The following is an 18,378-nucleotide window of genomic DNA, read 5'->3' on the forward strand; positions in this document are numbered from 1 at the left end:
CGCGCCGAGTCTATGCGCCCGACTCTGAGCGCAGGCTCGGGGTTGACAGCCTCGGAGCGATCCGTCAGACGAAGAGGTTGGCGCGCTCGAGATCCTCGGCGAAGTCCACCTCGACGGCGTACAGGTCCGAGATGTCGAGAGGCTCGAGCAGCACGCCGTCCTCGGCGATCGCGAGCTCGAGGCCACGCTCGAAGTAGTCCTGGTCGTCGACGCGCGTGAGGTGGCGCATGAACGCCTTCTTGTCGCGGCTCGAGATGTAGTTGATGCCGACGGCCTCGCCGATGCCGCCCTTGACGGTCTTCGACAGCTCGTTGATGAAGCCCTCCGGCGTCACCGTGTACTTGACCTCTTCGTCGCTCACCTTGGAGGTGTTGACCGTGACGAACGACTGGTCGCGCTCGATCAGCTCGATGGCGCGGCCGAGCACGCGCGGGTCGAAGACCACGTCGCCGTTCATCCAGAGCACGCCGCCCTTGCCCGTCTTGGCGAGGGCGCGCAGCAGGCTCTTGGAGGTGTTGGTCTGGTCGTAGCGGTCGTTGTACACGTAGTCGACGTCGGGGAACGCCTCGACGATGGTCTCGGCGCGGTAGCCCACGACGGTGGTGATCTTGGCTTCGCGGCCGAAAGCGGCACGGATGTTGTCGTGCTGCTGCTGCATGATGCTGCGGCCGTCGCCGAGCTCCGTGAGGGGCTTGGGCAGGCTGCGGCCGAGTCGCGAGCCCATTCCGGCTGCGAGGATGACGGTCTGAAGGGTCAAAATCTGCTCCTGAAGTGCGTGATTCACTGCCGGTTCACCGGCGGGACACCCCTTCGTGCCTCGACCATGGTAGCGATGAGGCCTGGGAAGGCGCATAATGGACGGCTCCCGTTGCCGATTTGTGACATAACGCGAATGTCGCGACGCGGCGAGACGAACTCGGCCGCGATCAGGCCCGCTTGATACGTTGGTTCAGTGACAGCCTCCCTCCCGGTGCCGAATGACATCGATCCGGAAGAGCCGGACCGTCACTCCAGCGCGCGCGTCGTACGCCTCGCGGATACGGTCTCACCGGCTCCCGACAAGCCCCGCCGCCCGCCGCGCAAGCCGCGCACCGACGGCGGTTCGCAACCCGCCGCCGCTCCGCGCAAGAAGCGCACGCCGGCCGCGTCCAAGCCGAAGCCGGCCCCCGCTCCGGATCCGGGGCCGCCGCCGCCCCTTCCGAGCGATCTCGAGCTCGCGGCCAGCGCCGCCGCGAGCATCGTCGTGCCGCCGCGCCCGCCGCTGCCCGACGCGGGCGACGCTTCGCCGGCGGATGCTGCGCGGACGGCGCCCGTCGAAGACGCGACGCCCGTCGAAGACGGCGCGGCAACGGACGACGTCGCGATCGAGGCGGAGCCGCAGGCCGAGCCGGAGCCCGCGATCGAGGCGGAGCCGCAGGCCGAGCCGGAGGCCGCGATCGAGCCCGAAACCCCGGTCGTGCCCGAACCGGCCGCCGCGCCGGAGGCCGACGTCGAGCACACGACTCTTGCCGAAACCGCGGCGGTGGTCGATGCTGAGCGCGTGGTCGAGTCCGCGCCCGTGGCCGAGCCCGCGGGGGTCGTGGAGCCCACGCCCGCGGTCGAGCCCTCGGTTGCGCCCGCCGAGCCGGACGCCGCCGCGCTGGAGCACGCCCCCGCGCCCGCTGAACTCCAGCCGGTGCCGCTGCCCGCTCCCGCCCCGGAGCCGACGACGACCCTCGATCCCGAGGCCCTGGCCGCGGCCGTCTCGCTGGACGCGGCCGCAACGGCGGCCGCGGCATCCGCCAACGCTCTCGTGCTGCGCGGCGTCACCAAGCGCTTCGGCAGCACCCACGCCGTCGACGGCATCGACCTCACGATCCCGGCGGGCACGTTCTACGGTCTCGTCGGCCCCAACGGCGCCGGCAAGACGACCACGCTCTCGATGATCGCGGGCCTGCTCGAACCCGATCGCGGCACGATCCACGTCGGAGGAGTGGATGCGGCGGCCAAGCCGCTCGCCGCCAAGCGGATGATGGGGGTCCTCCCTGATCGACTGCGCACCTTCGACCGCCTGACCGGCCGTCAGCTCCTCTATTACTACGGGGTGCTGCGCAAGCTCCCGCCCGCCGTCGTCGAGAGCCGGACCGCTGACCTCGCACGCGCCTTCGACCTCGAGGACGCGCTGGGCCGGAGCGTCTCGGACTACTCCGCGGGCATGCTCAAGAAAGTCATGCTCGCGGGCGCGCTGATCCACTCGCCGCGTCTGCTCGTGCTGGACGAGCCGTTCGAAGCGGTCGACCCGGTCTCGAGCGCGATCATCCTCGACATCCTCTCCACCTACGTCGCGCACGGCGGCACGGTGATCCTCTCGAGCCACGGCATGGACCTCGTCGAGCGCGTCTGCACGCGCGTCGCGGTCATCGTGGCGGGCCAGGTGCTCGCGGAGGGCACCGTCGACGAGGTGCGCGGCGAGCTGACGCTCGAGCAGCGCTTCGTCGAACTGGCCGGAGGGCTCAGCGATGTGGAGGGCCTCGAGTGGCTGCACACATTCTCCGACTGAGGCTCGCGCTGCTGTTCGGCACGTTCCGCGGTCACGGGGGGCATGTCGCGCGGGTGGTCACCGGGCTCGTGATCCTCGTCGCCGCCACGGTCTCCGCCTGCTGGGCGCTGCTGACGCTGGGGGATGCCTCCACCGAGGAGGTGCTCGCGGTCACCGTGCTCGGGGGCTCGGCCGTGACCCTCGGCTTCGCGCTCGCTCCGTTGTTCGGCGCCGTGGAGGACCCGTTGGACCCCCGGCGATTCGCCCTGTTCGGCCTTCCGCGGGGAGGCCTCGCCCTCGTGCTGGCGGTCGCGGGCTTCCTCAGCGTGCCCATCCTGGTCCTGCTCGCGGTCGCGGTGTGCTCCGCCATCGTGTGGGCCGATCACGGTGTGCCGGTGATCGTCGGAATCGTGAGCGTGCTGCTCGGGGTGCTCACGTGCGTCCTGCTCGCGCGCGTGTGCATGGCGCTGGCTTCGCTCTTCCTCCGCGACCGGCGCTCGCGCGAGCTCTCGGGTGTCTTCGTCCTCGTGGTGCTCGTCGTGGTGGTTCCGGTGGGCGTCTTCCTCGCCTCCCTCGAATGGCAGGGGCGCGTCCCGCCGCAGCTGCTCGAGGCCGTGGACTGGCTGGCCCTCACCCCGCTCGGTGCGGCGTGGGCAGTGCCCGGCATGGTGATCACGGGCGGCGACGCGTGGCTGTCCGCGCTCATCGCGGTGGGTACCATCGTCCTTCTCGCGATGATCTGGGTGTGGGCGGTCAACCGACTGCTGACCACGACCGAGCGCCCCGGGACCGGGCGTGAGCGAGGCGGGCTCGGATGGTTCGGCGTCGCCCCGGGCACTCCCGGCGGTGCGATCGCCGCGCGCAGCCTCGTCTACTGGTTCGGCGACCGACGCTACGTCGTGAACGGCCTCGTGATCCCGTTCGCAGCCGCGATCACGGTGGTGCCGCTGCTCATCGCCGGCGTCCCGCCCGAGCTGGTCGCCCTCGTGCCCGTGCCTTTCGCGGCGCTCTTCCTCGGCTGGCTGCCGCACGACGACATCGCCTACGACTCCACCGCGGTGTGGATGCACATCGCCAGCGGTGTGCGCGGCGTCTCCGACCGCCTCGGCCGGCTTGTGCCGGTGCTGCTGGTCGGGGTTCCTCTGCTCGCCGTCGCGATCCCGGTGGCGACGCTCCTGCACGGACGCTGGGCGGTGCTCCCGGCTCTCACCGGCGTGTGCGCCGCGCTGTTCCTCTCGGGCCTGGGGCTCTCGAGCATCTCGTCGGTGGTCGCGCCCTACGCGGTGTCGCGGCCCGGCGAGAGTCCGTTCCAGCAGCCGCAGCGCACCGGCGCGAACGGCGCGATCGCGCAGGGGAGTGTCATGGCCGGCGCGCTCGTGGTGTCGGCACCGGTCCTGTGGTGCGGCTGGCTGGCCCTGCAGCGCGACACGGAGGCCGCGAACACGGCGCTGTGGGGAGGCCTGGCGATCGGCCTCGGCGTGCTCGTCGTCGGCATCGGCGTCGGAGCCATCGTCTTCGAGCGTCGCGGTGGGCGCCTCATGGAGTTCGCGGAGTCCACCTGACTCGTGCGGACGGGCCCGAGCCGGGTCCGCCCCGACTACACTGGCAGACCATGAGCACCCCGCTGGACAGCCCCGACCAGGGCGGCATCGCGACCCTCGATCGCGAGCTCGAAGAGCTCCTCAAAGAAGAGAACATCGAGCCGGGTGACCATGAGCGCTTCTCCCATTACGTGAAGAAGGACAAGATCCTCGAGTCCGCCATCACCGGCAAGCCGGTGCGCGCGCTGTGCGGCAAGAAGTGGACGCCGGGGCGCGACCCCGAGAAGTTCCCCGTGTGCCCCACCTGCAAAGAGATCTACGAATCGCTCCAGGGCTGATCACTCGGCGTCGGCGTAGACCGTCGGGATCGCCGGGTCGGAGCGGCTGAGCGCGAGTCCGCGCACCGGAAGCTCTTCGCGCACCCGCGCGTGATGTGCTCGAGCGGCCTCGACGCCGTCGGATCCTTCGTGCGCGGCATCCGGTTCGCCGTCCACGACGAGCGGCACCTGCAGCGCGCGGGATTCCGGGTGGGCGGAGGCCGTGTCGAGTTCTTCGAAGCCGTCCGACACGACGATGAGCTCGCTCGTCGCCGTACCCGCGTCGAGGGTGCGGAACGCCGCCTTGCGGCCGCCCTTGGACGCCTTGTCGGTCGACGCCTTCGCCACACCGACCCAGCCGCCGTCGGAGTCCTGCCGGGCCACGAGCTTGTAGACCATGCCGGCAGTCGGCGTCCCCGACCCGGTGACCACCGACGTGCCGACGCCGTAGGAGTCGACAGGGGATGCCGCGAGCGCCGCGATCGCGTACTCGTCCAGGTCGCTCGTCACGGTGATGCGCGTGCCGGTCGCGCCCAGCTCGTCGAGCTGAGCGCGCACCTCGGCCGCCACGGCCGGCAGATCGCCGGAGTCGATCCGGACCCCGCCGAGCCCCGTCCCGGCGACGCGGATGGCCGTCTCGACGCCCTGGCGGATGTCGTAGGTGTCGATGAGCAGCGTGGTGCCGACGCCGAGGGCCGCGATCTGCGCGCGAAACGCGTCCTCCTCGGTGTCGTGCAGCAGCGTCCAGGCGTGGGCGGCCGTGCCCATCGTCGGGATGCCCCATCGGCGACCTGCCTCGAGATTCGAGGTGGCGCTGAACCCGGTGATGTAGGCCGCACGCGCCGCGGCGACCGCCGACGACTCGCCGGCCCGCCGCGAACCCATCTCGGCCAGTGGACGGTCCCCGGCGGCGATGCTCATGCGGGCGGCGGCGGTCGCGACCGCCGAATCGTGGTTGAGCACGCTGAGCGCCAGGGTCTCGAGCACGACGGCCTCGGCGAACGTTCCCTCGATCGTCAGGATGGGGGAGCCCGGGAAGTACAGCTCGCCCTCGCGATAGCCCGTCACCGAGCCGGTGAACCGGTAGCCCTCCAGGAAATCGAGGGTCGAGGCATCCACCACCTTCTCGTCGCGGAGGAATCGCAGCTCGTCGTCGCCGAAGCGGAAGTCGCGGATGAGCGAGAGCAGCCGTCCCGTGCCCGCGACGACCCCGAAGCGCCGCGCTCCCGGGAGGCGCCGGCCGAACAGCTCGAACACGCATCGGCGGTGGGCGGTGCCGTCGCGGAGCGCCGCGTCGACCATCGTGAGCTCGTAGCGGTCCGTCAGCAGGGCGGTCGAGGCGGCCATGCGGGTCAGCCTAGCTTTTCCTGACGCGGGGGTTCCCCCCGAGGGCTCGCTCTGCTCGCCGTGGCTTCGCCGTGCCCCGCGGCGACCCGCTGGCGTAGGGTGGATTCTCGTGAACGACGCGCCGATCGGAATCTTCGACTCCGGGGTCGGCGGGCTCACCGTCGCGCGGGCCGTCTCGGCGCTGCTGCCGCAGGAGTCGATTCTGTACATCGGCGACACCGCGCGTTCACCGTACGGCCCGAAGCCGATCGCCGACGTGCGGCGCTACGCACTCGAGGTGCTGGACGATCTCGTCGCCCAGGGTGTGAAGATGCTCGTGATCGCGTGCAACACGGCGTCCTCGGCGATGCTGCGCGACGCGCGCGAGCGGTACGACGTGCCGGTGGTGGAGGTCATCAACCCCGCGGTGCGCACGGCGATGTCGACCACGCGCAACGGGCGTGTCGGCGTCATCGGCACGGCCGGCACCATCAGCTCCGGCGCGTACCAGGACATGCTCGGGGTCAATGAGCGTCTCACCGTCTTCGCGCAGGCCTGCCCGCGGTTCGTCGAGTTCGTCGAAGCCGGCGTCACCGGTTCGCCGGAGGTGCTCGCCGTCGCCGAGGAGTACCTCGCGCCGCTGCGCGCGGCCGAGGTCGACACGCTCGTGCTGGGCTGCACGCACTATCCGTTCCTCGAGGGCGCGATCAGCTACGTCATGGGCCCGGACGTGAGCCTGGTGTCGAGCGACTCCGAGACCGCGAAGGACGTCTACCGTCAGCTGGTCTCCCGCGACCTGCTCGCGGGGCCGGATGCCGAGCCCCGCCACGTCTACGAAGCCACCGGTGCGTCCGCCGATGAGTTCCTGCGCCTCGCGCACCGCCTGATGGGCCGCGAGGTCACCGACGTGCGCCTGGTCCAGACCGGCGCCATCGACCTTCCGCGTGCCTCGAACCCTGCCCGCCGCCTCGGCTGAGGCATCCGTCCCTCCGGAGGAGAACTGCATGACCGACATCACCCGTGCCGACGGCCGTTCCGTCGACCAGCTGCGTCCGATCACCATCGAACGGGGCTGGTCGAGCCAGGCCGAAGGGTCCGCCCTGATCTCGTTCGGGAACACCAAGGTGCTGTGCACGGCGTCGTTCACGAACGGCGTGCCGCGCTGGCTGACGGGCAAGGGCAAGGGCTGGATCACCGCCGAGTACGCGATGCTGCCGCGCGCCACCAACGAGCGCAACGACCGCGAGAGCGTCAAGGGCAAGATCGGCGGCCGCACGCACGAGATCTCGCGCCTCATCGGCCGGGCGCTGCGCGCCGTCGTCGACACCAAGGCGCTCGGTGAGAACACCATCGTCATCGACTGCGACGTGCTGCAGGCCGACGGCGGCACACGCACGGCCGCCATCACCGGCGCCTACGTCGCGCTCGCCGACGCGATCGAGTGGGGCCGCGGCAAGAAGTTCATCGGCCAGAAGGCGCAGGTGCTGTTCGACTCCGTCGCGGCGGTGTCGGTCGGCATCATCGACGGCGAGCCCATGCTCGACCTCGCGTATGTCGAGGATGTGCGCGCCGAGACCGACATGAACGTCGTCGTCACCGGCCGCGGCCTGTTCGTCGAGGTGCAGGGCACCGCAGAGGGCGCGCCGTTCGACAAGCGCGAGCTCGACGCCCTGCTCGAGCTCGGCGTCAACGGCTGCGCGGACCTGCGGACACACCAGCTCGCGGCCCTGCAGCCCGCGGAAGGGGAGTGACGGATGCCGCGACAGATCGTCCTCGCGACCCACAACCCGCACAAGGTCGAGGAGTTCCAGGCGATCGTCGCGGCGACGCGCCCTGACCTCGAGGTCGTCGGATACGACGGGCCCGAGCCTGTCGAGGACGGCGTGACCTTCGCCGAGAACGCCCTCATCAAGGCGCGCGCGGCCGCCGACCACACCGGACTGCCAGCACTGGCCGACGATTCCGGCGTGTGCGTGGACGTGCTCGGCGGATCGCCCGGGGTGTTCTCGGCCTACTGGGCCGGACACGCGAAGGATGCCTCGGCCAACCTGAACCTGCTGCTCGACCAGCTCTCCGACATCGGCGACCCGCATCGCACGGCGCAGTTCGTGTCCACGATCGCGCTCGTCGTGCCGGTGGCCGAGGGGGAGGCCGTCGAGCATGTGGTCGAGGGGATCTGGCCCGGCCGCCTTGCGACGGCGCCGTCGGGCGCCGGCGGCTTCGGCTACGACCCGATCTTCGTTCCCGACGGGCAGGAGACCGGCGCCGAGCGGACGGTCGGAGAGTGGACGGCCGACGAGAAGAACGCGGCATCCCATCGCTCGCGCGCGTTCGTCGCGCTGGCCGAGCTGCTCGCCGAGCTCTGACGCGAGGGGTCAGCGCCATGCCTCGCCATCGCCGCCCGGGAGAGGCATGCTGTTGTGCACGCAGCCTTTTCCGGAGCGGCCGATGTTCTTCCTTCGCTGGATCCCCACCTTCCTCGCCTTTCCGCTGGGGGAGTCGATCGCCTCAGCGGTCCTGGGGACGCATCGCAGCCCGCTGACGGCGCTGGCGGCGGGCGCGATCGTCGGCGGCGTCGTCGGAGCCGCGCAGTGGCTCGCGCTGGGCCGCCTCGTGGACTGGCGCTGGGCGGTCTGGACGCTCGGCGCGACGGGTGTGGGTTGCGCGCTCAGCATCGTCTGGTTCGGCCCCGCGGTCACGCCGGCCGCGGCCGCGGCGACGGCACTCGTCACGGGCGGCGTGGTCGGGGTCGCCCAGGGGTCGTTGCTGCGCCGCCGGTGGCGTATCGTGCTCGCGTGGGCGGCGACGGTGAGCCTGTCCTGGGGCGTTGCCGGACTGGTGGGGACCGTGGGCGGAGCCCGTACCGTCCTCGGCTCGAACGGCGCTCTGGGCGCTACGGTCGTCATGGGCGTCGTGCTGTGGTTCGTCCTGCGGCCCCGCCTGGTCCGCCGGCCGGCGCCTCCTGCGGAGTCGAGCCGGACCATGGACCTCGCCGCGAGCATCATCGCGGCGAGGCCGGAGGGCACCCGCCGGCACCGGTAGCGGTCATCGCGCTGCGAGTGAGAATCACACTCATTCCCGACTAGGCGCAACAGCCCTTTCCGGTGCAATCCCGGGCTTAGCCTGGGCTCATGCACGACCACGCGCCGACCGGGATCCGAGGGGCGGGCAACCGCCGCCTGCTCGCGATCTCGCTCGCGATCACCTCCACCGTGATGGTGGTGCAGATCGTCGGAGCGGTGCTGTCGGGCTCACTCGCGCTCCTCGCCGATGCGGCGCACATGTTCACGGACGCCGCCGCTCTGGTGATCGCCCTCATCGCGAGCACCGTCGCAGCCCGGCCGGCGAACGACCGCCGCACCTTCGGGTACCAGCGCGCCGAGGTGTTCGGGGCCCTGATCAACGGCGTCATCCTGATCGTGCTGTCGGGGTGGGTCGCGTTCGAAGGCATCTCGCGCCTGCTCGACCCGGGCGAGACAGAGGTCGCCGGTGGGCTCATGCTCGTCGTCGCGATCGTCGGGCTCGTGGCCAACGGCGTCGCGATGTGGCTGCTGAGCTCCGCCCAGCGGCACAGCATCAACGTGCGCGGCGCGTATCTCGAGGTCCTCGGCGACCTCATCGGATCGGTGGCCGTGATCGTCGCCGCCACCGTCATCGTCACGACCGGCTGGTACCAGGCCGACGCCATCGCGTCGCTCTTCATCGCCGCCATGATCATCCCGCGCGCGGTCGGCCTGCTGCGCGAGGTCGTCTCGGTGCTCGCCGAGTCGGCGCCGAAGGGCACGCACGTGCACGAGATCCGCGAGCACATCCTCGCGACACCCGGGGTCGTCGACGTTCACGACGTCCATGTGTGGCAGCTCACACGCGGGGCACCGGTGTTCACGGCGCACGTGGTCGTCGAGGGCGCGGCTCTCACTGACGGTCGGGCTGCCGGCATCCTCAGCACCCTGCAATCGTGCCTGTCCGACCATTTCGACGTCGAGCACTCGACCTTCCAGCTCGAGCCCGCCGGACACGTCGAGCACGAAGCCCACGCGTGACGCGGCCCGTCAGTCTTCGCGCCGCACCTCGGCGGGCGACTTGTCGGGACGAAGTCCGCGCCACCTCGGGTGGCGGAGGATGCCGCCCGGGGTGAACTCGCCGTACTCGACTTCGCCGACGATCTCCGGCCGCACCCAGAGCGCGTCCCGCGCGTCGAGCGGCGGCACGCCGACGAGCGGATTGTGGTCGGTGCGCAGCGGCGTCAGCTTCTTGAGCAGCATCGACAGCGTCGAGTCGCTGAACCCGCTGCCGACGCGGCCGGCGTACTGCAGGCCCTCGGCGCCGGGGATACCGAGCAGCAGCGACCCGAAGGTGGAGGTGCGCCCGCCCTTGCCGGGTCGGATGCCCGCGATCACGACCTCCTGGGTCCTGGTGTTCTTGACCTTCAACCACGACTCGGAGCGGCCGCCGCGGACGTATCGCGACGCCGGGTCCTTCACGACGATGCCCTCGAGGCGGAGCTGCTCGCTCGTATCGAGCGCGGCGTCGACATCGTCGAACACGGGCGGCACGGTGATCGCTTCGACGGATGCCGCGGCCACCGCCTCGAGCACGTCACGGCGTTCGCGCAGCGCCAGCCCGGCGAGGTCGTCGCCGTCGTGCGAGAGAGCGTCGAACAGGTAGTACCGCACAGGTGTGCGCCGCGCCACGCGAGCGATGTCGCCGGCGTGCTCGAGGTTCATCCGGGTCTGCAGGAGCGGAAAGCTGGGCCGGCCGTCGGGTTCGAGAGCGACGAGCTCGCCGTCCACCACGCACGGCTCCGCGCCGAAGCCGGCGTCGACCGCCGTCAGCTCGGGGTAGCGGTGCGTGACCTCGTTGCCGCTGCGCGCGAACAGACGCAGGCGCTGCCCGTCCCACGCGCCGACCGCGCGGATGCCGTCCCACTTCATCTCGACCCAGGCCTCGGCGCCGTGTTCGCGGTCGGCCCACGTGCGCGCGGCCCGGCGCGCCTGGGCGGGAGTCGCACTCGACGCGAGCATGGGCCGCAGCTCGGTGGCGGCCGGTGCAGACGTTCCTGGAACCCCGTTGAACTTCCGGTTCACACGGGTGCGCACGTCAGCCGCGGCGACCTGAGCACCAGAGCCGCCGTGTGAACCGGAACTCACATGGGGTTCTCTCCCGGTGGCAGCGCCCCGCCTGCCCTGTGCGTCGCGAACCGCGTCGGCCTGGGGACTGGGCTCGACGACCGCGCCGTCCGGCTGTGTGCGGCCCGCAGCATCCGTCTTCATGCGGTGCAGCAGCCAGCTGGACTTCTCGCCCTCGCCGGCGGTGCGGATCAGCGCCAGCCGGACGCGTCCGAGCGGGCCGCCGGGGCGGCCCTCGAGCGTCGCGATGACCTCGTCGTCGCGCCACTTCTCGAGCTCGTAGCGCCCGTCGTCCCAGATGGTCACGGTGCCGCCGCCGTACTCGCCCGCGGGGATCGTGCCCTCGAACGTGGCGTACTCCATGGGGTGGTCCTCGGTCATGATCGCGAGGTTGTTGCGCTTGTACGAGTGCGGGACGCCGCGCGGAACGGCCCAGCTCACCAGGACGCCGTCGTGTTCGAGGCGGAAGTCCCAGTGGAGCGCAGTCGCGTGATGCTCCTGGATGACGAATCTCGGAAGTTCGCCGTGAGGCGACGCGCCGAGGGGGTTCGCGGGCACCGGCTCGGGGGTGCGGTCGGCGCTCCGCTTGGAGATGTACGCCGACAGCGGGCCGGACTCGGCGTCGCGGCCGCCGGCGTGGAAGCCGAGCGCGGCCATCGGGTCGCCGATGGTCTCGGCCCGTTCGAGCACCTCGGTGAACTCGAGGTGGCGCAGCCCGGGATCGTCGAGCTCCTCCCAGGTGCGCGGCGCGGCGACCGTCGGCTGCGGCCGGCCGCGCAGCGAGTACGGCGCGATCGTCGTCTTCGACCCGTTGTTCTGCCTCCAGTCGATGAGCACCTTGCCGCGCCGCTCGGTCTTCCTCATGCTGCTGACGACGAGGTCCTTGTGGTCGGCCTCGATCGCGCGGGCGAGCTCGTTCGCGAGCGCGGAGGCCTGCTCGGTCGACTGCCCTGGGGGCAGTGCGGAGTACAGATGGATGCCCTTGCTGCCGCTCGTGACGGGGTAGGGCTCGAGCCCCATGTCGAGCAGGATCTCGCGGGCCCAGCCCGCCACCACGGCGCACTCCGCAAGGCCGGCGCCGGGCCCGGGGTCCAGATCGAGCACGAGCCGGTCGGCCGGACCGCGTCCTCCGCCGGCGTCGAAGCGCCATTGGGGTACATGCAGCTCGAGGCTCGCCACCTGGGCCAGGTAGACCAGCGTCGGCACGTCGCCCACCAGCGGATACTCCTTGGTGCCCGTGGAGTGGGGGATCGGCATCCGTCGCACCCACGAGGGCGCGCCGCGCTCGAGGTCCTTCGCGAAGAAGACCATGCCGGGGTCGTCGTCGGTGCCGACACCGTCCGGCCACCGCTTGCGGGTGACGGGTCGTCCCACGACGTGGGGGATGAGGAGCTCGGCGATGCGCGAGTAGTAGTCGATGACCTCGCCCTTGGTGGTGCCGGTCTCGGGGTAGAGCACCTTGTCGAGGTTCGTGATGCGCAGGCGACGGCCGCCGATGCGCACCAGCTGCTCGTCGCCCGCCATGGGCTCAGAGTATCGGCGCGGCGTGACGCAAGGGGTGGCCGCGTGTCGGCGCCCTGGTGTTCACTGGTGGGGTGAGAGCGATCTGGAAGGGTGCACTGACGTTCGGACTCGTCAACGTGCCGGTGAAGGTGTACTCGGCGACCGAGGACCACGACGTCTCGCTGCACCAGGTGCACAACAAGGACGGCGGGCGCATCCGGTATCAGCGGATCTGCGAGATCGACGGTGAGGTCGTGCCGTACTCCGACATCGACAAGGCCTACGACGACGGTGAGAAGACCGTCGTCCTGACCAAGGAGGACCTCGAGTCGCTGCCTGCGGAACGCAGTCGGGAGATCGACGTCGTCGAGTTCGTGCCGAGCGAGCAGATCGACCTGCTGACCCTCGACCGTGCGTATTACCTCGAGCCCGACTCGGCCTCTCCCAAGGCCTACGTGCTGCTGCGCAAGACGCTCGAGCAGACCGATCGCACGGCCATCGTGCGCTTCTCCCTCCGGCAGAAGACCCGGCTGGCGGCGCTTCGCGTGCGCGACGACGTGCTGGTGCTGCAGACCCTCCTGTGGTCCGACGAGGTGCGAGAAGCCGCCTTCCCGTCGCTCGACGAGTCGGTGCGCATCTCGGCGAAGGAGCTCGAGCTGTCGGCGTCGCTGGTCGAGAGTTTCTCGAGCGACTTCGATCCCGAAGAGTTCAAGGACGAGTACCAGGAGGAGCTGCGCACCCTCATCGAGGCGAAGCTCGAGAAGGGCGACGCACTCGACACCTCCGAGACCTTCGGCGAGCAGGAGGAAGAGGAGGCCGGCGGCGAAGTCATCGACCTGATGGCCGCGCTCCGCGCCAGCGTCGAGAAGTCCCGTGCAGCCCGCGAGGGCGGCGACGCGAAGGCAGCGTCAGGAAAGACGGATGCTGCAGCCCCGGCCAAAGCCGAGGCCAAGACACCTGCGAAGAAGCTTGCAGCGAGGAAGAAGAAGGCGTCCTGACCGGCAGGACGCCGTCGGCTCAGGCCTTGGGTGCGTCGCCGTGCTCGGGGCCCCGTTCGAACACCTCGGGATCGAGAACGAGCGCCTCTGCCTCGGCGTGGTCGGTGACGATGTCCTCACCGGCCGCGGCGGCCTTCTTCGCCTTGCTGCGCTCACGGAGGTAGTGCCACAGCGTGACGAGCGCCGTGCCGCCGACGGCGACCAGCAGGATGAGGTCGATGTAGTTCTCGACGAACGTGGCGACGGGCGGGATGTAGCCGAGCAGGTAGCCGAACATCGTCAGCCCGAAGCCCCACAGCACCGCGCCGATGAGGTTGTAGAGGGTGTACTTCCACTTGTTCATGTGGCCGATGCCCGCGGCGACGGGCGCGAAGGTGCGGACGATCGGCACGAAGCGCGCCAGGATGATCGTCAGCCCGCCGAACCGCTCGAAGAAGGCGTTGGTGCGTTCGACGTTCTTGACGCTGAACAGACCCGATTCCTTCTTCTCGAAGACCGCGGGGCCGCCCTTGTGGCCGATGTAATACCCGACTTCACCGCCGACGAAGGCCGCGAGGCCGATCAGCAGGGACACGACCCAGATGTTGACGCCGAAGATGTTGCTCGTGTGCGTCAGCAGACCCGAGATGACGAGCAGCGTGTCGCCCGGGAGCAGGAAGCCGATGAGCAGACCCGTCTCGGCGAACACGATGAAGCACACGACGACCAGCGCCCATGGGCCTGCCCATTCGATGATGGCGGCCGGATCCAGCCAGGGGATCAGGGCTGTGGGAACTGCGTGCACGATGGTCGTCCCGTCGTCAGTCGGCGGAGGATGCGAGAACTCGCGTGCGGAAGGTGGGACTTGAACCCACACGCCCGGAGGCACAGGAACCTAAATCCTGCGTGTCTGCCAATTTCACCACTCCCGCGAGGCTCTCAGTCTACTGAGGCGACTGGGGGTCGGCTGTGGGGCTGGCCCCCGGTGCGACCGGGGGATCAGCGGCGGATGCCGAACAGGAAGTAGCTCGCGGGGCCGATCCAGTTCACGAGGATCGCGGGGATCCACGCGGCCTTGGGTCCGCGGACCTCGTCGGTGTCGCGGTGGGCGAGATCCCAGAATGCGAGGAACGCGAACGCGACCTGCACGATGCCGAGCACGCCGAGTCCTGCCTTCGCCGCGGGGGCCATCTCCGTCTTCGTCATCTTCGTCCCTTCCTCTGTTCCTCCATCCTGCCGCGCCGGCGGTCCGCCCGCATCTGTGGATAACTTTCGGCTGGCTCTGCGGTGAATTGGGAGGATGCAGACGTGACTTCCGCCGCCGCCCCCGTCGCGACCGTCGTGGCGGAGCGCGTGCGGGAACGGCTCCGGGCGGAGCGGTCGGATCCGACCCGCGACCCCGAGTTCGCGGCGCAGATCGCCCGCGCGGAGGTGCGCCGCCACAACGACTTCGCCCTCGCGCGCGGCCTCGCACCCGTCGACGACGAGACGGCCTGCGTTCGCGAAGTTCTCGCCGCCGTCTCGGGGTTCGGCCCGCTGCAGGCGTACCTCGACGACCCGACCGTCGAGGAAGTCTGGATCAACGCACCCGACCGCATCTTCGTCGCCCGCAGCGGCGTCCCCGAGCGCACGCCGCTCATGCTCACCGACACGGCGGTGCGCGATCTGGTGGAACGGATGCTGCAGTCCAGCGGTCGTCGAGTCGACCTGAGTCAGCCGTTCGTCGACGCGTCACTTCCCGACGGCTCCCGGCTTCACGTCGTGATCCCGGACATCACGCGCCGGCACTGGGCGGTCAACATCCGCAAGTTCCTGCCCGCGTACCGGGATCTCGGGCGCCTCGTCGCGGCGGGCTCGATCGCCCCGGAGGCCGCGACGCTTCTCCGCGACGCCATGATCGCCGGGCGGTCGGTGCTGGTCTCGGGGGCGACACACGCGGGGAAGACGACGCTGCTCGGCGCGCTCATCGCCGCGTGCCCGCCCGAGCAGCGCATCGTGACGGTCGAGGAGACCTTCGAGCTCGCGGTCGCGGCGCCGGACCTCGTGGCCCTCCAGGGGCGCCAGCCGAGCCTCGAGGGGACCGGCGAGGTGACACTCCGGCGACTCGTGAAGGAGGCGCTGCGAATGCGCCCCGACCGGCTCGTCGTCGGCGAGGTGCGCGACGCTGAGGCGCTCGACCTGCTGCTGGCCCTCAACACCGGCGTTCCCGGTGCCGCCACGATCCACGCCAACTCCGCCCGCGAAGCGCTCGGCAAACTCGCCGCGCTGCCCTTGCTGGCCGGGCGCAACATCGACGCGAGCTTCGTGCAGCCGGCGGTGGCGGCATCCGTCCATCTCGTCGCGCATTGCGAGCGCGACGTGAGCGGCGCACGACGCGTGGTCGAGATCGTCGCACCGGCCGGAGTCGAGGACGGCGTGATCACCGCGCACACGCTCTACCGGGCGGTCGCCGCGTGACCTTCGTGTGGGGAGCGGTGCTCGCCGCCGGGCTGCTGCTGATGCTGTCACCGTGGTTCTGGCCGGCGGGCTCGCACCGTCCGGGTGCGCCCCGGCGCGGGCGGATCTCGCGTCTCCTCGAAGACGCGGGGATGTCCCGCGTGTCTGCGCCGTCGATCATCGTGGTCGCGGGGGTGTGCGCTGCGGTGGCGGCCGCGGTGGCGTGGCTCATCGCGCCGGTCGCCGCGCTCGCTCTGGTCGCAGCGGCGGCGGGGGCGCTCGCACCTTTCATGTGGCTGCGCTCGCGTCGGTCGAAGCTGCTGCGCACCCGGCGCGGACTCTGGCCGGACGTCTGCGATCTGCTCATCGCATCGGTGCGCGCGGGGATGTCGCTGCCCGATGCGGTCGCGAGTCTCGCGGACTCGGCTCCCGCCGAACTGCGGCCGGCGTTCGCGGGGTTCGCGCGCGACATGGCCGCGTCGGGGCATTTCGACTCGAGCGTCCAGCGGCTCAAGACGAATCTGGCCGACCCGGTCGCCGACCGCATCGTCGAGACCCTGCGCATGGCCCGCCAGGTGGGCGGCACCGAGCTCACAGCGGTGTTGCGCGCGCTCGCCTCCTCCGTGCGAGCCGACGCGGCGCTGCGGGCCGAGGTCGAGTCTCGGCAGTCGTGGATCCGCGGCGCGGCTGTGCTCGGCGTGATCGCCCCCTGGGTGATCCTCGCGATGCTCGCGATGCGTCCGGAGGGCGCCCGCGCGTACGGCAGCCCGGGCGGCATCGCGCTCATCCTCGTCGGCGCGGCGGTGTCGCTCGTCGCGTACCGGCTCATGATCCGTCTCGGCCGCCTTCCCGAACCGCGGCGGTGGTTCGGGTGATCGGATTCGCAATGGGCGACGTCGCGTACGCCGTCGTGCTCGGCACGGCGCTCGGGGTCGGGGTGTGCCTGCTGATCTCGCTCGCTCCGCGGTGGGGCGCGCCCAGCCTGGCGCGGCGGATCGCGCCCTACATCCGCGACGTGACCGATCCGCGGGGCCTCGACGTGGCGGGTCCACCGATCGGAGGGTCGCCGTTCGCGTGGTCGGCGGTCGCGCAGCGTCGCCTCGCCCGGCTGGCAGGCGGTGATGCGGCACTCACCCGGCGCCTGCATCAGGCCGCATGGACGATCGACGCCGCTCGCTTCCGCGGACGGCAGCTGGCCTGGGCGATCGCGGGACTTGCGATCGGCGGCGCGGTGGTCGTCGTGCTCGTGCTCGTCGGCCGCGGTTCGCCCGTCCTCGGACTGCTTCCGCCGGTCGCCGCCGTTGCCGCGGCGCTTGCGTACGACGGGTGGCTCACGCGTGGGGCGCGCACACGGGCCGCGCGCATCGAGGAGGAGCTGCCGACGGTGCTCGAGTTCCTCGCGCTGTGCCTCTCGGCGGGCGAGGGGATCCTCGACTCCCTGCGTCGTGTCAGCGACGTGGGGGCGGGGGAGCTCACCGCGGAGCTCCGCGGCGTCGTCGTCGCTGTGGGCACCGGCTCGCCGCTGTCGGAATCCCTCACCCGCCTGGCCGCAGGCCTCGAGATCCCCGCTCTCACCCGCTCGATCGACCAGCTCGTGGCGGCGATCGAGCGAGGCGCGCCGCTCGCTCACGTTCTCCAGGCGCAGGCGATCGACGCCCGCGAGGACGCGAAGCGCACACTCATCGAGCGCGCGGGCCGGAAGGAGATCTACATGCTCTTCCCGGCTCGCCCGGCTTGCGTCTGACACACCCGCCAGCCTCCCGCGCTTCCCATTCACCCTCCCCGTGGAGGTGGCCGCTTAGGCGCGCCCGACGAACTCTCGTCGGCCAACCGGACGGCGAGTCACCCAGGGCCGAGTCCATCCAGGATCAGGCGATCCACCCAGGACGCGGCCCGCCCAGATTGGAGGTACCAATGGCAATCAACACCACCCCGTACGTTCAGGCATTCCTGACATTCCGGCGCTCGCTCTCGCAGGCGGTGGACTACCAGAACCCGAACTACACCAACAGCGCGATCCACCGTGAGCGCTTCAAGCGGATCATGGACGCCCGCGCGGCGCTGGCAAACCAGATCCCCGCGGAATCAAAGGGCGACCCGGACGCCGGCATCGCCCAGGTGCTCGACGGGCTCGCCCCCAAGACGGGCGACGACGTGGCCCTGCAGGAGGCCGAGTGGCGGAAGGTCGAGACGCTCATGCGAGCCGGCCGGTCGCTGGAACAGGTGATCCTGTCGGCGAACCCCCTCCGGCTCGCGGCGATCGCTCAGTGGGTCGAGGTCTGGCCGGAGGCGCTCGCCTCCACCGATCCGGAGGGCGTGGTCGCCGAGGTCCGCGAGCTGGTGTTCCAGCAGCTGGTTGAGGCGGGCGTGCCCGAGGCGACGCGGGCGCGGGACGTGACGTCCGACGCCAACGTCGTGGACGCATGGCGCGACGTGCTGACCGAGGCACTCGAGGGTGCCGCATCGCTCGGGGCGCTGTCCCGCGTCGCGCGTCTCGACCCCCGGGGGTACGCGGCGCTCGGGCTGGACGAGACGATCCAGCGCGACATCGAGCTCGACCACCAGGTCGAGCGCCTCGACGGCCTGCACCTGCGCCGCGACGCGGTGCACGTGCGCTGACCAGACCCGCGG

The 18,378-nt window shown here is 70.9% G+C and carries 18 protein-coding genes and 1 tRNA gene; 13 read left to right on the forward strand and 6 right to left on the reverse strand.

Going from position 1 to position 18,378, the window contains the following annotated elements; genetic code table 11:
* Positions 1–64: 64 nt before the first annotated feature.
* A complete protein-coding gene (locus ACFC1K_RS12295; RefSeq protein WP_056367826.1) occupies positions 65–757 on the reverse strand; it encodes an NTP transferase domain-containing protein in 693 nt (230 codons plus the stop codon).
* A gap of 195 nt (positions 758–952) precedes the next feature.
* On the opposite strand from ACFC1K_RS12295, the gene ACFC1K_RS12300 reads away from it, so the two are divergent.
* From ACFC1K_RS12300 to ACFC1K_RS12310, 3 genes are read left to right on the forward strand one after another with little or no spacing between them, the layout of a single operon-like run.
* The gene (locus ACFC1K_RS12300; protein WP_375871855.1) at positions 953–2,539 is read left to right on the forward strand and encodes an ATP-binding cassette domain-containing protein; all 1,587 of its coding nucleotides are present in this window, start codon (positions 953–955) and stop codon (positions 2,537–2,539) included.
* On the forward strand, positions 2,515–4,080 hold the full coding sequence (locus tag ACFC1K_RS12305; protein ID WP_375871856.1) for a hypothetical protein: 1,566 nt from the start codon (positions 2,515–2,517) through the stop codon (positions 4,078–4,080). The genes ACFC1K_RS12300 and ACFC1K_RS12305 overlap by 25 nt, the downstream gene beginning before the upstream one ends.
* Before the next feature lie 50 nt (positions 4,081–4,130).
* Positions 4,131–4,397, forward strand: coding sequence for a DUF3039 domain-containing protein (locus ACFC1K_RS12310; RefSeq protein ID WP_045296870.1), 267 nt, complete (start codon positions 4,131–4,133; stop codon positions 4,395–4,397).
* Here the strand turns inward: ACFC1K_RS12310 and ACFC1K_RS12315 are convergent, their stop codons facing one another.
* Positions 4,398–5,723: a nicotinate phosphoribosyltransferase gene (locus ACFC1K_RS12315; RefSeq protein WP_375871857.1), complete on the reverse strand. Its 1,326-nt coding sequence runs from the start codon at positions 5,721–5,723 to the stop codon at positions 4,398–4,400.
* Between the two features lie 109 nt (positions 5,724–5,832).
* Between ACFC1K_RS12315 and murI the strand changes: the two genes are divergently transcribed.
* The 5 genes from murI (at position 5,833) to ACFC1K_RS12340 (ending at position 9,745) form a co-directional block, all read left to right on the forward strand.
* Positions 5,833–6,678, forward strand: coding sequence for a glutamate racemase (gene murI, locus ACFC1K_RS12320; RefSeq protein WP_056367816.1), 846 nt, complete (start codon positions 5,833–5,835; stop codon positions 6,676–6,678).
* Between the two features lie 28 nt (positions 6,679–6,706).
* A complete protein-coding gene (gene rph / locus ACFC1K_RS12325) occupies positions 6,707–7,453 on the forward strand; it encodes a ribonuclease PH (RefSeq protein ID WP_310250813.1) in 747 nt (248 codons plus the stop codon).
* A 3-nt stretch (positions 7,454–7,456) separates the two neighbouring features.
* Entirely contained in the window at positions 7,457–8,068 is a 612-nt protein-coding gene (rdgB, locus tag ACFC1K_RS12330) for an RdgB/HAM1 family non-canonical purine NTP pyrophosphatase (protein ID WP_375871858.1), read from the forward strand.
* An 82-nt stretch (positions 8,069–8,150) separates the two neighbouring features.
* A complete protein-coding gene (locus ACFC1K_RS12335; RefSeq protein ID WP_375871859.1) occupies positions 8,151–8,744 on the forward strand; it encodes a hypothetical protein in 594 nt (197 codons plus the stop codon).
* A gap of 89 nt (positions 8,745–8,833) precedes the next feature.
* Positions 8,834–9,745 carry a cation diffusion facilitator family transporter gene (locus ACFC1K_RS12340; RefSeq protein WP_375871860.1) on the forward strand — a complete coding sequence of 304 codons (912 nt, stop codon included), beginning with the start codon at positions 8,834–8,836 and terminating at the stop codon, positions 9,743–9,745.
* Positions 9,746–9,754: 9 nt separating this feature from the next.
* Here ACFC1K_RS12340 and ACFC1K_RS12345 read toward each other — a convergent pair whose 3' ends face one another.
* Positions 9,755–12,355 carry an ATP-dependent DNA ligase gene (locus ACFC1K_RS12345; RefSeq protein WP_375871861.1) on the reverse strand — a complete coding sequence of 867 codons (2,601 nt, stop codon included), beginning with the start codon at positions 12,353–12,355 and terminating at the stop codon, positions 9,755–9,757.
* Between the two features lie 71 nt (positions 12,356–12,426).
* Between ACFC1K_RS12345 and ACFC1K_RS12350 the strand changes: the two genes are divergently transcribed.
* Positions 12,427–13,332, forward strand: a complete 906-nt coding sequence (locus ACFC1K_RS12350) for a Ku protein (protein WP_375871862.1) — start codon at positions 12,427–12,429, stop codon at positions 13,330–13,332.
* Between the two features lie 19 nt (positions 13,333–13,351).
* Here ACFC1K_RS12350 and ACFC1K_RS12355 read toward each other — a convergent pair whose 3' ends face one another.
* From ACFC1K_RS12355 to ACFC1K_RS12365, 3 genes are all read right to left on the reverse strand, one after another.
* The gene (locus ACFC1K_RS12355) at positions 13,352–14,116 is read right to left on the reverse strand and encodes a DedA family protein (protein ID WP_375871863.1); all 765 of its coding nucleotides are present in this window, start codon (positions 14,114–14,116) and stop codon (positions 13,352–13,354) included.
* A gap of 45 nt (positions 14,117–14,161) precedes the next feature.
* Positions 14,162–14,243 (reverse strand) — tRNA-Leu (locus ACFC1K_RS12360).
* A gap of 67 nt (positions 14,244–14,310) precedes the next feature.
* Positions 14,311–14,517 carry a PLDc N-terminal domain-containing protein gene (locus ACFC1K_RS12365; RefSeq protein ID WP_310291591.1) on the reverse strand — a complete coding sequence of 69 codons (207 nt, stop codon included), beginning with the start codon at positions 14,515–14,517 and terminating at the stop codon, positions 14,311–14,313.
* A 102-nt stretch (positions 14,518–14,619) separates the two neighbouring features.
* Between ACFC1K_RS12365 and ACFC1K_RS12370 the strand changes: the two genes are divergently transcribed.
* The 4 genes from ACFC1K_RS12370 to ACFC1K_RS12385 all read left to right on the forward strand — a co-directional run bounded on the left by ACFC1K_RS12370 (position 14,620) and on the right by ACFC1K_RS12385 (position 18,366).
* A complete protein-coding gene (locus ACFC1K_RS12370) occupies positions 14,620–15,768 on the forward strand; it encodes a CpaF family protein (protein ID WP_375871864.1) in 1,149 nt (382 codons plus the stop codon).
* Positions 15,765–16,622, forward strand: a complete 858-nt coding sequence (locus ACFC1K_RS12375) for a type II secretion system F family protein (protein WP_375871865.1) — start codon at positions 15,765–15,767, stop codon at positions 16,620–16,622. The genes ACFC1K_RS12370 and ACFC1K_RS12375 overlap by 4 nt, the downstream gene beginning before the upstream one ends.
* Positions 16,623–16,633: 11 nt before the next feature.
* The gene (locus tag ACFC1K_RS12380) at positions 16,634–17,491 is read left to right on the forward strand and encodes a type II secretion system F family protein (RefSeq protein ID WP_375871866.1); all 858 of its coding nucleotides are present in this window, start codon (positions 16,634–16,636) and stop codon (positions 17,489–17,491) included.
* Between the two features lie 170 nt (positions 17,492–17,661).
* Positions 17,662–18,366, forward strand: a complete 705-nt coding sequence (locus ACFC1K_RS12385; protein ID WP_375871867.1) for a hypothetical protein — start codon at positions 17,662–17,664, stop codon at positions 18,364–18,366.
* Positions 18,367–18,378 lie beyond the last annotated feature (12 nt).

Origin of the sequence: Microbacterium sp. NPDC056057, from assembly GCF_042266945.1 — a bacterium.
Taxonomy (GTDB): Bacteria; Actinomycetota; Actinomycetes; order Actinomycetales; family Microbacteriaceae; genus Microbacterium; species Microbacterium trichothecenolyticum_C.

Bases quoted from the DNA above. Each gene is read 5' to 3' on its own strand.
- ACFC1K_RS12310 (WP_045296870.1), top strand. From the start codon at position 4,131: ATGAGCACCCCGCTGGACAGCCCCGACCAGGGCGGCATCGCGACCCTC.
- ACFC1K_RS12315 (WP_375871857.1), bottom strand. From the start codon at position 5,723: ATGGCCGCCTCGACCGCCCTGCTGACGGACCGCTACGAGCTCACGATG.
- rph (WP_310250813.1), top strand. From the start codon at position 6,707: ATGACCGACATCACCCGTGCCGACGGCCGTTCCGTCGACCAGCTGCGT.
- rdgB (WP_375871858.1), top strand. From the start codon at position 7,457: ATGCCGCGACAGATCGTCCTCGCGACCCACAACCCGCACAAGGTCGAG.
- ACFC1K_RS12335 (WP_375871859.1), top strand. From the start codon at position 8,151: ATGTTCTTCCTTCGCTGGATCCCCACCTTCCTCGCCTTTCCGCTGGGG.
- ACFC1K_RS12340 (WP_375871860.1), top strand. From the start codon at position 8,834: ATGCACGACCACGCGCCGACCGGGATCCGAGGGGCGGGCAACCGCCGC.
- ACFC1K_RS12345 (WP_375871861.1), bottom strand. From the start codon at position 12,355: ATGGCGGGCGACGAGCAGCTGGTGCGCATCGGCGGCCGTCGCCTGCGC.
- ACFC1K_RS12365 (WP_310291591.1), bottom strand. From the start codon at position 14,517: ATGACGAAGACGGAGATGGCCCCCGCGGCGAAGGCAGGACTCGGCGTG.
- ACFC1K_RS12380 (WP_375871866.1), top strand. From the start codon at position 16,634: ATGGGCGACGTCGCGTACGCCGTCGTGCTCGGCACGGCGCTCGGGGTC.
- ACFC1K_RS12385 (WP_375871867.1), top strand. From the start codon at position 17,662: ATGGCAATCAACACCACCCCGTACGTTCAGGCATTCCTGACATTCCGG.